The following is a 12,161-nucleotide window of genomic DNA, read 5'->3' as shown; positions in this document are numbered from 1 at the left end:
AATAAAAAGTATTGGTTGAAATAGGGCAAGATATCGACAGAGCGGAGCAATTGCTTCGAAAAGGAGAGGTCGTGGGTATACCTACTGAAACGGTATATGGGCTAGCTGGAAACGCTCTGAATGAAGAATCGATTCTTAAAATTTATTCGGTTAAGAACAGGCCAAAATTTGATCCATTAATTGCTCATGTCGATACGCTAGACAAAGTGAAGGGGTTAGTGGATGAAATTCCTGAAAAGGCTAAAATTCTAGCAAAAAAATTCTGGCCTGGACCTTTAACAATCCTATTGAAGAAAAAAAGACATGTCCCTGATTTACTTACGTCAGGGTTAAATAGGATGGCAATAAGGATTCCCCATCACCCCATCACTCAAGAGTTGCTTTCCAAACTCGACTTCCCGTTAGCAGCTCCAAGCGCTAACCCGTTTGGATATGTTTCTCCAACCTCCGCCCAGCATGTTGCAAATCAGCTTGGAGAGCAAATTTCTTATATTCTAGATGGTGGTGATTGTGAGGTAGGTTTGGAATCAACAATCATTGGTTTTGAAGATAATGATCCAGTTGTTTATAGACTTGGGGGTACAAAAATTGAGGAAATCGAAGGGTCTATTGGTTCGGTTAGGATAAATGTAAATATGAGCTCTAACCCAGCTGCTCCAGGGATGTTGAAATCACATTATTCTCCAGGTAGAAAAATTTTACTAGGAAATATTGAAGAAAATTTGAAAGATTTAGACCCAAATACTACAGGAATAATTTCTTTCCAAAAAGAATATGATTTACCGATGAAAAATCTAGCAGTATTGTCCGATACAGGAGATTTGAATCAAGCAGCGCGAAATATATTTACTGCGCTTCGAAAAATGGATCAATCGCACCTTAAGATTATTTTAGCTGAATACTTACCCGAAGAAGGGTTAGGTCGTGCGGTTAATGACAGACTTAGACGGGCTTCAGTTTAATATTCTTCCTTATAGACGTTTTCAAACGGAGTTAAATAGCCATTGTCGTGTATAAATAATGTATTGTCAAAGGATTTGCTAGACTTCAAACTTCCTTCATTAGGATCATGCTTTATAAGAGTAGCAGGGTTAGACCTGAGCTGTTGTGGGTAGTTGTAGTTGATTTTTTTGAGGTCACTAGAGATAATTAGTTTATTGAAAAGCGCAGAAATCTTAATAGTTAACACATTATCCTTTAAAGGAGAGGAATCAAGATTGTTCAGCTTATAAATAGAGGATCCTTTCGTAGCGTGTCGCATCCCGATAACACATAAAATTCCTTTGTTAGGATAATCCTCAACTAGTGAAACGAATTTTTTATAAATCAGTCGATCCCTGAATTTATAGTTATTGTTTGGGTTCGTGTAATCAAATGTAAGCCCGTCATCCATTTCTAAAATCATAGTGGCAAAATCCACGAAATCATCTCCAAAGAATTTCATGTATTCCTTACTTTTTCTTTCCAATTCATCAATTGTTTTTAATACTAGGCTCTCCACAATCTCACGATCGTAATAGTACATGACGGACAAGCCTTGATAGCTTTCACGATGATCCTGGGTCTTATCAAACATCTGCTTGAATACGCCCACAGTTTTTGTTAAAGATTCAGGAATTTCACGGTCTCTTATGTATTCATTGATTACAAAAATGGCAGAAGCCATTTTATACTCTATATCAATGCTTTTGACAAAAATCCTGTCTTGTCTGGGTAACGTCTGATTCAATGCTCTCAAACTTTTGAAGAAGATCCAGTTTTCTTTTCCCCAAAAAAGGGTATTACGAATGATTTGCCTCAAAGTAGTAGTATCTCCTGAATCTAAATAGTTATTAATCATATGAGCAGCGCTTGCCCCTTGTTCTATAGCTAAAATGCGAACATTGGCATTCTCATGTAGATATTTAAGTACTTTGAAAGTTGCTTTTGGAACAGACCTGATATTGTGCCAGTGTTCAGCCAAAACAAAAAGTTGCTTACTTTCTGTCTCAATGAGTTCATATCCATTGAAGTTAGTATCCTCTTCTACACTTATGGATTGGATATTCGAAAAAGTTTCTTGCGCATTCAGTTTGACTGAAAACACCACCACAATTAATATAAGAGGATAACTAATCTTCATTTAATCGCTGAAACGTTTTCTAGGGTTGAAAATTATAGCCCAATCATAAAAGCCTAATTGATATAACTCAATACTTAGCAGGCTTGTTTCCAGGGAGTGTCTTTTTAATGAATTCTCTTAAGTGGTCATTACTGCTGATGAGGTCTTCATTTCTTAGATACATCATGTGTCCGCTCCTGTATCCTTTAAATGACAAACGATCCTTCATTTTGCCACTTGGATCAATTTGCCACATGGTGTATTTAGCATCGAAATATTTGGTAGCACCATCGAAATAGCCACTTTGTATCATCGTGTGTAAGTATGGATTTTGAGCCATCGCCTGTCTAAGATTTTCACCTGTATTATTACCATCTCTATTCCACGGATGAACTGGGCCAAACATGTTGTACTTGATGTCTGTTTCGTACTTGAGTACATTTTTATAGTAATAATTGATTGCAGGGGTAAATGCATGCAGCCAGCTTGTAAGTTCAGAATTAAAGTCAGGTCGATCTCCACCATCAGTTCTATCTATTCCTTTGTACCTCGAGTCCAATCGACCTACAGTAAAGCCTTCTTCTCTAAGAAGCTCTTTCCAGAAAAATGAAGTAGGGACATCCAAATTGTATTGAAGAATTGCTTTTTCTGAAATCCCAGAATATCTGGATATCATCTTGGCTGCTTCTCTCTTTTCACTTTCATTGACAAATCCACCTTGCACTAGCGTAGGCATGAGTTCTTGAACGGCATAAGTCTCAACCTCTTCTAGTACGTCTAACAGATCTTTACTTTGTAAGTCAGATGGGAGTTTGTTGTGATACCAGGCAGCAGCAGCAAAATAAGGTATACGAAGAGCCGCACCCAGTGGGCCATTCCTTCTTCCTTGACCACTGTGAACTCCAAGTTCGGTAGGAGATACTAGAATAACGCCATTCAAATACATCCACTGACGATTTTGTAATTCAAGGGCTAACCCTGAAACCCGCGTAGTACCATAGCTTTCCCCAATTAAATATTTTGGAGATTCCCATCGATTCATCCTCGTTACAAATGTATTGATCCATTCGGCCAGATAAGAAATATCCTCATTTACACCGAAAAAAAATGAACGATCAACTTCTTTGTCAAGGATCCTGGAATATCCCGTATTCACAGGGTTTACAAATACAATATCTGCTACATCTAATACCGAATTGGGATTGTCTTTTGCACCATAAGGTTGAATTGGAAAACCTTCATTGTCAACTTTTAAAATTTTTGGACCAGTATACGCGAGATGCATCCAGACAGAGGCGGACCCAGGACCTCCATTGAATGAAATGATCAAAGGCCTTGAAGCTCTATTTTTAATATCTGATCGCTGGTAATAAGTAAAGTGAACAGCGGCTATTGCTTTCCCATCTTCATTCCAAACTGGTTGAGTTCCAGTGGTAGCTGAATAGGCTACTGATTTTCCTTTTATCGTGACCGCATGATTTGACGTAATGGATTGATTTGCATCGATCATACGATCTTGAGCGAAAGAATAGATAAATGCCAATGAGGTAAGTAGGGTGAGTAATCTCTTCATAATTGATTTATTAGATAATTGGGAAGAAATCTACCAAATAATTGATGAGTGGAGAAACAAAAAAGACATGCTCGGTAGATGAGCATGTCTTTCGGTATTAAGTTCTGTTATGATTTAATCCATTTTCAATCTAAGGCTTCCATAGCTTGAGTCAATCCGAATAATTTTATTTGAATCGCCTTGTCCAATTTTTCCCTTATATGTGCTTTTGTTTGATTCTTTGACACGGTAATTAAAGGTTGCGTCTACATCAGAAGAGTATTTAAGATCCGCGAAGGAAAATTCAGCATTGATGTCTGCATTTAGCCCTTCTTCCAAACCGATTTCATAGGATCCAAACTTCCCATCTATATCCACTAGCGTAAAAGTCTTTGCCAACTTATCGATTCTAAAGTCACCCAAATAGCTACAATCAAGCTCAATACTTCCGGTTAGTTCCTCAATGTCCCACCCAGAAAAATGTGAATCAGCATCTATTTTGCCGGCCTTTTCAATCTCCACATTACCATACTTGCTTTCAATTTCCAAATCAGCCACTTCGCCAATTTCTATTTCTGAAAACCCTTGAGTCAGATCCAGTTTATTAGCACCTTCAATCTCCAGGTTACTGTACTTGACAGAGACATATCCATCTTTAATGTTATTTACACTTCCACTACCAAACGATAATTTAATTTCCGTATCCCCTGATACATCCCCTACTCTCATTGAGCCATAGGAGACATTCAATTCAAGATCATTTGTGCGGTCGCCCATTGTTACATCTCCAAAGCTATTTTTAATTTCAAGGGGGCTAGAGTCAGGCATATATACGGTATAGTTCACCTCGAATCCCTCTTCATTTTTATTTTTTATGTTTTGGATTTCTGTCTCAAATACAATTTGAGCACTGCCTTCAGTAATGTCAATTTCTATTGCATCAAGAATTCGTTGAGCACGCTCTTCATTTCTCCCTTTCCCCACTATTTCAATTTTGATATCAAATTCATTTTTCTCCCATGAATTGATTTCTACTTTACCAAACTTATTCTCGATTTTTAATTTGGTAGTTGAACTTACCTTATAATTCTTTTCAACGTACTTCTTCTTTTCATCCTGATTGCGAGCAATCGCTACAGTGGCAAAAACAAACAATAGGGTTAAAAGCTTATATTTCAATTGATATGTCGTTTTCATTGTCTTGGTTTTTAATATTTTGTAAAATGTCCAGTTGTTTGTTGAGGATGTCAAGCCTCAGCTGCAGGTTGCTGATCATGGCATCCATAATCCGGTCATTGGAAGCATTAGTTTGGTAGGTATCCTTTAACTCTAAATACATAGAGTCTAGTTGGTCGATTTCAGTTAAAAATTCTTCTTGCTGTTCAGGAGTAAGTTGTTCTTTGATTGCTTGTTTACGTTGAGAAATTAATGTTACGTAGTAATCTTCTGCCTGATTAAATTCGTCACTCAAAACAGGGCCTTCATCCATCTTGGTTATGCCTTTATCAATCACAAGGATGATAGTTGAAACCATAAAAAGAACAGCAACCACTTTCCATATGGTTGACCACTCAGCTCTTTTTTTACCTAGCTTCTGATCAATTGAAGACCATACTTTATCCGATGGAGAGTCATTGTCAAACTCTCCTCTATTGTTTATAATGAATTTTTCTAATTGATCACCCATAGTTTACCTCCTGTGTTATAATCATTCTCAATTTATCCTTCGCTCGTTTATACTGAGATTTTGAAGTTGACTCTGTTATTCCCAATATTTCGCTTATTTCTTTATGGTCATATCCCTCAAATAAATAGAGAGAAAGTACTGTTCTAAACCCGGAAGGCAAGTGATGCATAGCATTTTTTACTTGATCCACTGAATAATTTGGTTCAGTTTTTTCCAGTTCAAATTCGCTCGCTTCTTTCTTCATATCTTCAGCCAGCATTAAATCCTTTTTTATGCGCTGAACATGATTCAGAGCCTTATTAATAACAATCCTCTTTAACCATGCTCCAAAAGAAGCATCTGCCCGATAGCTTGTTAGATTTTGGAAGGCGCTCACAAATGCATCCTGCAATACATCCTCAGCGTCACTGCCATCACCTGTTATACGTAGGGCTGTATTAAACATCGCTTTGTTATACAGTTTGTATATTTCAAACTGAGCTGAGCGATCTTTATTTCTACACCTTGCTATTAGGTCTGCGTGAATATTTATCGTATTTGCTTCCAATTTTTAGGTTAGTTCGGTGTAAAGACTGTTAATAGAATCATGGGTTGCATGTTGTTGTTAATTTTAGAGGAATAAGTTTACAAATGAAAAAACTCTTTTTAATCTTCACGCTTATTTCAAGTTTGGCTTCTGCACAGGAACTTGATAGTCTGGCTTTAGATACATTGGCTTTAGACACATTGGAAAAACCATTACCACCTTATTATGGAGGGATTTTTTTTGAGGTCAAAGGCTCTTTAGAGCCAAGCACGCCAGAAAAAAATATATTGAGCGGCTATGGCGTAGGAATTCAATATAAAAAATGGATTATTGGCTTCAATAGATTTGATACACAAGGAAAAGTCGAAGCTTTAGTAATATTTCCTAACATTTTTGAGTTAAAGTATCGGTATGGTGGCCCATTCATTGCTTTTTCTGCTATAGAAACCAGTTCATTAAGTATCATTTTTAGAGCTGGATATTATCAAGGAGATATGACTTGGCAAAGAAAAGAAGACGAAGAGGCTTTCTTACGTGATGAATTCACTTTACTAAAGGGAGCTATTATAGGAGAATTCTCCAGATTTCGTTATGCCAAACCTTATATATCTATAGGACTTCAGGAAATGAAAGATTTGGATTTAGCAAGCGTTGAAAATGAAGACTTTTCAGGTCTTTTTTTTGCTGTTGGTTTACGAATTGGTTATTTTAATCAATAACTTATTTACTAATAGGCGTTTAGGGTTATTTAATTAAACTTGTACAACAATTATATAGTGCCTTTTATGATGAAAATTTTTCGTGTGTTGTGTTCCATTATAGCTATTGTAGTGCTTACGGATATACAGGCTCAGAAAGTATATAAACTATACCAAGAAGCGGAAGAGACTTTTTATGACGAGCAGTTCGGTGAAGCTCTAGTACTATATGAATCAATTCAAGAAATAGACACTGCTTACGAAGATGTTCCATATAAAATTGAAGTCTGTAAGCTTCTCTCTAATCATCAATACACTGATATGGGACCTTTTGATGAATTCGAGGAGGTGATGTCAAAGCAAGACAAGTTTTACTATTATTGGCAAGGCAGAGTGCTCATGCAACAGTATAAGTTTGAAGAAGCCATTGAATCTTTAAGAACATTCGTTAAGCTACCAGCTAAAAAGAGTGATGAAATTATTAAGGAAGCCAGTAGGTGGGCAAAGTGGGCAACAGCGGCCAAGAAGTTTATGGATAATCCCAATTTCTATGAAATACATCTATTAGAGAAAGGCATTAATACCGAAAAAGCAGAGCTAAGTCCCGTTTATTTCTCAGAGAAGGAAGAGCTCCTGTTTTTATCAAATCAGGATGACTCCAGACCAGATCAATTTCAAATCTATCATACACGGCACGAAGGAGGAAGAAGCTGGTCAGAACCTTCAATCATTTATAATGTTGGTACGTTTACACGAGATAATTCTAATATCGAAGTAGTAGCAGATGATGGTAGGTTATTTCAGTTTCGAACCGATAAAGGAGGAGATCTATTTTTTAGTGAACCAAGAGATAGTAAAGACGGGTGGAGTAACCCTCAAGAATTTGATAGTAAAATTTCTTCAACCCATCTAAGTTCACATTTTTTCATCAATGAGCATGAAGACAGGATCATTTTTTCCAAAAATGTTGGGAGCAGTAAAGAATCCAATTTGGATTTATTTGAATCTTTTAGAAATCATGAAACTGGTGATTGGAGTAAGCCGGCACTCTTTGCAACGACCATTAATAGTGAGTATAATGAAGATAGCCCATACCTGAGTCCAGATGAGAAAACATTGTATTTTGCTTCTGATGGCCATGAGACAATGGGGGGATATGATATTTTTAAATCAGAATTTGACCCTAAAACACTGACTTGGTCTGAACCTACAAATATGGGGTTCCCTGTGAACTCCCCTGATGATGAAATTCATTTTAAGCTCAACAAAGATCAGATGTCAGGATATTTTACATCCAATAGACTTCATACATATGGTGATTATGATATTTTCTTTTTCTGGGAGATTCACACGATCACAATAAAAGGTCGTGTCATAGATGGACCAACTGGGGAAGCAATTACCGATGCACGTATTTTCTTCAGGCCACTTGAATATACTGATATGTACTTTTTCTCTCCCTTGGATGAAAGCGGACAATTTGAGATGCAGATAAATGCGGATGATGTATATAAAGTTGAACTTAGAAGAGATAATAAGGAGTTGATCTCTCTTGATGATTTTGAAATTCATGCAACTGGCGGAACCAATACAACCTACCTAAAAGACTTCTATATTGGTAAAATAAAAACACCTACTGATTCTCAGTAACAAAATATTTATCGTTTCTAGTATATTGGGATTAAAAATAAACAGCATGTATACCTCAAGAATTGCTGGTCTTGGACATTATGTACCCGATAATGTTGTGACCAATGAAGATCTATCCAAGATGATGGACACCAATGATGAATGGATTATTGAGCGAACTGGAATAAAGGAACGCCGTTGGATCGACCCAAAAACAGGAGATAGCCCATCTACTATGGGTACTAAGGCTGCAAGAATCGCAATAAAAAATGCTGGTTTAACACCTGATGATATTGACTTTATCATTTTCGCCACATTGAGCCCAGACTACTACTTCCCAGGCCCTGGTGTTATGGTTCAAGAGCAACTTGGTATTAAAGAAATAGGCGCCTTAGATGTAAGAAATCAATGTTCTGGCTTTGTCTATAGCCTGTCTATTGCGGATCAGTTTATAAAAACAGGGATGTACCAAAATATTTTGGTAATTGGTTCTGAGAATCATTCCGGAGGATTGGAAAAGTCTACCAGAGGTAGAGGGGTAACTGTGATTTTTGGAGACGGAGCAGGAGCAGCTGTCATACAGAGGTCTGAAGATTCAAAAGGTATCCTGTCAACGCATTTACATTCAGAAGGTAAGCACGCAGAAGAACTAGCCTTAATTGGCCCTAATACAGGTAGATGGGTTCCAGAGATTATATCAGAAGATAATCCTGAGGATTCGAGCTATTACCCTCACATGAATGGAAATTTTGTTTTCAAGCATGCTGTGACTCGGTTTATGGAAGTCATAGGAGAGGCACTAGCTACTAATAACTATAAACCTGAGGACATCAACCTTTTGGTACCCCATCAGGCAAACCTGAGGATTAGTCAATTTGTGCAAGCAAAGATGGGATTATCTGATGATCAGGTATTTAATAACATAATGCGGTATGGAAATACAACCGCAGCTTCGATTCCAATAGCAATGAGTGAAGCTTGGCAAGAAGGAAAAATCAAAGAGGGAGATTTGGTTTGTCTGGCAGCTTTTGGGAGTGGCTTTACTTGGGCTTCAGCGCTCATCAGATGGTAGTTAAGACGACTATTCTCTAAAATGGAATTGGACAAAACCCATGTTTTTATCGACGAAAATAAGTCTAGCAGTTCGGTATTTGCACTTTTTTAATAACTTTTTTAATTATTTTAATTTAACACTTAGAATAGTTAAATTTGTTCCTGACAAAGTATAAATCAACGGAAATTTAATCGGAAATGAAATTTGTAAAAACACTACTAGGAAAATCTACCGATGGAAACCAGCTAAAACTTAAGAAAGATCCTTCCGGAGAATGGGTTGTGAGGAAAGGATCGACAGTACTTTATATAGGCTCTAAAGACAAATGTCAGACGTATATGAGTCACGCGATGTAATTCGATCTTACCACCTATCCGAATTAGAACGTACAAAAAAGCAATGCTGAAAAGCATTGCTTTTTTGTTTGCCATTGTTTATTAAAATGTAAAAATATTTAGAAAAAATTGTACTATATTGAAACATATAGTGTTATATTTATGTTTAATACTTATATATTACAATTTTAGGATAAAATATTTTCAAACTTAAAATAAACTCACCATGAATCTTTTTAGGTTATTTGCAAAACAAGACAAGGATCGAGTACGATTAACAAAATCACAAACAGGTGATTGGATGGTAAAGAAAGGCTTTAGCATCCTGTATATAGGCAGTAGGGAAAAATGCGAAATATTTATGAAACAGACACTTAGTGTCTAGCTATGGATGGATATTATCTGTCATCTGCTAGTGTGTAGATGGCTTTTATTATCTCTTGAGGATGACTCCAAGGTATGAAATGGTTGACACCTTCAAGTAAGTTTACTTCTAGCAATGAATCTGGAAGCATTCGTTTCGCAAAATCTGCATTTTCTTTAGGTACCAACGAATCATCAGTCCCCTGAATGACAATCGTTGGTATTTTTATTTGATCCCAAAGTGGAATCATCAGTTCCAATTCTTCTTTTAATGTAATTATTTCGTCGTTGCTCACTTCAAACTCTTTAGGTGTCAGCAAAGCACCAAATTTTGTATCAATAACTTTTCTATACCATTCTTTCTTTTCCATTTCAGGGTCAATAGAGGGTGCTACTAAAATGATTCCATTATAAGCTTGAGGGTAATCCATGGCCATTCTAGCAACTACCGGACCTCCCAAGGAATGACCGATTAGCAATATGCGCTTTTGAGGAAATTTTTTGATTACTTCATTGATTTGAAAAGCCTGTTTCTTAAGAGAAGATTCAGCATTTCCATAATCAGAATCCCCAAATCCGGCTCTGTCAACTGATAGAATATCTGCGTTGTTAAGCAAACTATCCGCTTTAAAAAAGTCAATAAAAGCATTCCAGGAACCTGGAGATCCATGGACAAAGGTGATGAGCAATTCTTTTCCTTGTTCAGTAAATGCGAAATGAATATTTCGTTCCTCTACTAGTAAATCCCCAAACTCAATACGAGTAGCAGTTGTTTCTAGCTCTTCTTGAGCATCTTCATCATCCATCCGGAATTCACAAGAATTTAAAATAAGTAGAAGTATGATTACTTTTTTCATTCAGTCAACAACTGTTCAATAGGTATAAAGTTATATTTGCCTCCTATGTCAGAAGGCATCATCTCAACAGATTTTCAATTTAATGGACAAACCGGAAAGTATACCGGAAAGGTTCGTGAAGTATATGAATTTGGCGATAAGCTAGCAATGATAGCTACCGATCGAATATCCGCATTTGACGTGGTATTACCTAAGCCTATTCCATTCAAAGGGCAGGTGTTAAATCAGCTTGCGGAGAAATTTTTGGAAGCTACAAAAGATATCATTCCTAATTGGGTAGAGAGTTCTCCACACCCGAACGTGACTTTTGGAAAGAGATGCCAGCCTTTCAAGGTGGAGATGGTGATTAGAGGGTATCTAACTGGTCACGCATGGAGAGAGTACAGAGACGGAAAGCGAATGTTGTGTGGCATGCCCCTGCCTGAAGAAATGAAGGAAAATGAACAGTTCCCTTCACCTATCATTACGCCTACTACTAAAGCAGATAAAGGTCACGATGAAGATATTTCAAGAGAAGAAATATTAAATCAAGAAATTGTTTCCGAACATGACTATTTGCAACTCGAAGAATACACACAGAAGTTGTTTGTGCGAGGCACTGAAATAGCTGAAGAGAGAGGATTGATCTTGGTTGACACTAAATATGAGTTTGGAAAATTTGATGGAGAAATCTATCTCATAGATGAGGTTCATACACCAGATTCATCTCGATATTTTTATTCAGAGCCATATCAGGAGTTGCAAGATAAAAATGAGCCTCAAAAGCAACTTTCAAAAGAATTTGTGAGACAGTGGTTAATATCTGAAGATTTTCAAGGAAAGGATGGACAGCAAATCCCTGAGATGTCGAACGATAGAATAAAGATGATATCAGATCGATATATTGAACTTTATGAGAACATCTCTGGTGAAAAGTTTGTTAAGGACGAATACTCAGATAAATTAGCGCGAATTAAAGAGGCTATATCCCAAATCGTAGAATAAAGAAGAATTATGGAATTTACAGTTGATAAATACGAGAATTATTCAATCGCACAGATAAATCAAGAAAAAGTAGACAGCACAATAGCCCCTGAGCTAAAGTCTGAGTTTATGAATCTTGCACAAGATGGCGTGAAAAGCCTTATTGTTGATATGGCTAAGGTTAAATATGTAGATTCTAGCGGATTGAGTGCCTTATTAGTAGGTAATAGGTCTTTTACTGAACAGGGTGCATTTGTTCTATATAATGTGACTGATCATGTAATGAAATTAGTATCAATCAGCCAGTTGGATAAGGTGATGACAATTGTTGCTGGACAAGAAGAAGCTGCTGATTATGTATTGATGACAGAGATTCAAAAAGGACAGGGCGAATAA

13 protein-coding genes are annotated in these 12,161 nt (G+C 36.8%); 7 read left to right on the top strand and 6 right to left on the bottom strand.

What is annotated here, in order from left to right; genetic code table 11:
- Positions 1–11: 11 nt before the first annotated feature.
- Entirely contained in the window at positions 12–962 is a 951-nt protein-coding gene (locus ABJQ32_05090) for an L-threonylcarbamoyladenylate synthase (GenBank protein ID MEP5289002.1), read from the top strand.
- On the opposite strand, the gene ABJQ32_05085 is transcribed toward ABJQ32_05090, so the two are convergent.
- The 5 genes from ABJQ32_05085 to ABJQ32_05065 all read right to left on the bottom strand — a co-directional run bounded on the left by ABJQ32_05085 (position 959) and on the right by ABJQ32_05065 (position 5,887).
- Positions 959–2,122 carry a hypothetical protein gene (locus ABJQ32_05085; GenBank protein MEP5289001.1) on the bottom strand — a complete coding sequence of 388 codons (1,164 nt, stop codon included), beginning with the start codon at positions 2,120–2,122 and terminating at the stop codon, positions 959–961. The two genes, ABJQ32_05090 and ABJQ32_05085, sit on opposite strands and share 4 nt — an antisense overlap.
- Before the next feature lie 67 nt (positions 2,123–2,189).
- Complete coding sequence (locus ABJQ32_05080) at positions 2,190–3,674, bottom strand: hypothetical protein (protein ID MEP5289000.1); 1,485 nt, start codon at positions 3,672–3,674, stop codon at positions 2,190–2,192.
- Between the two features lie 114 nt (positions 3,675–3,788).
- Positions 3,789–4,850: a hypothetical protein gene (locus tag ABJQ32_05075; protein ID MEP5288999.1), complete on the bottom strand. Its 1,062-nt coding sequence runs from the start codon at positions 4,848–4,850 to the stop codon at positions 3,789–3,791.
- A complete protein-coding gene (locus ABJQ32_05070; protein MEP5288998.1) occupies positions 4,822–5,340 on the bottom strand; it encodes a hypothetical protein in 519 nt (172 codons plus the stop codon). The genes ABJQ32_05075 and ABJQ32_05070 overlap by 29 nt, the downstream gene beginning before the upstream one ends.
- On the bottom strand, positions 5,333–5,887 hold the full coding sequence (locus ABJQ32_05065; GenBank protein MEP5288997.1) for a sigma-70 family RNA polymerase sigma factor: 555 nt from the start codon (positions 5,885–5,887) through the stop codon (positions 5,333–5,335). Before ABJQ32_05065 ends, ABJQ32_05070 begins: the two co-directional genes overlap by 8 nt.
- An 83-nt stretch (positions 5,888–5,970) precedes the next feature.
- Between ABJQ32_05065 and ABJQ32_05060 the strand changes: the two genes are divergently transcribed.
- The 4 genes from ABJQ32_05060 (at position 5,971) to ABJQ32_05045 (ending at position 9,603) form a co-directional block, all read left to right on the top strand.
- A complete protein-coding gene (locus ABJQ32_05060) occupies positions 5,971–6,585 on the top strand; it encodes a hypothetical protein (GenBank protein ID MEP5288996.1) in 615 nt (204 codons plus the stop codon).
- A gap of 66 nt (positions 6,586–6,651) precedes the next feature.
- Positions 6,652–8,214: a hypothetical protein gene (locus tag ABJQ32_05055; protein ID MEP5288995.1), complete on the top strand. Its 1,563-nt coding sequence runs from the start codon at positions 6,652–6,654 to the stop codon at positions 8,212–8,214.
- A gap of 46 nt (positions 8,215–8,260) precedes the next feature.
- Positions 8,261–9,265: a beta-ketoacyl-ACP synthase III gene (locus ABJQ32_05050; GenBank protein MEP5288994.1), complete on the top strand. Its 1,005-nt coding sequence runs from the start codon at positions 8,261–8,263 to the stop codon at positions 9,263–9,265.
- Positions 9,266–9,444: 179 nt separating this feature from the next.
- Positions 9,445–9,603, top strand: coding sequence for a hypothetical protein (locus ABJQ32_05045; GenBank protein MEP5288993.1), 159 nt, complete (start codon positions 9,445–9,447; stop codon positions 9,601–9,603).
- Between the two features lie 377 nt (positions 9,604–9,980).
- Here the strand turns inward: ABJQ32_05045 and ABJQ32_05040 are convergent, their stop codons facing one another.
- The gene (locus tag ABJQ32_05040; GenBank protein ID MEP5288992.1) at positions 9,981–10,802 is read right to left on the bottom strand and encodes an alpha/beta hydrolase; all 822 of its coding nucleotides are present in this window, start codon (positions 10,800–10,802) and stop codon (positions 9,981–9,983) included.
- A gap of 45 nt (positions 10,803–10,847) precedes the next feature.
- Between ABJQ32_05040 and ABJQ32_05035 the strand changes: the two genes are divergently transcribed.
- Positions 10,848–11,786 carry a phosphoribosylaminoimidazolesuccinocarboxamide synthase gene (locus ABJQ32_05035; GenBank protein MEP5288991.1) on the top strand — a complete coding sequence of 313 codons (939 nt, stop codon included), beginning with the start codon at positions 10,848–10,850 and terminating at the stop codon, positions 11,784–11,786.
- Positions 11,787–11,795: 9 nt separating this feature from the next.
- Positions 11,796–12,161, top strand: coding sequence for an STAS domain-containing protein (locus ABJQ32_05030; protein MEP5288990.1), 366 nt, complete (start codon positions 11,796–11,798; stop codon positions 12,159–12,161).

This window comes from Marinobacter alexandrii (assembly GCA_039984955.1).
GTDB lineage: Bacteria > Bacteroidota > Bacteroidia > Cytophagales > Cyclobacteriaceae > Ekhidna.
The sequence above is the reverse complement of the archived record's forward strand: the minus strand, read 5'-3'. Positions and strand labels throughout refer to the sequence as shown.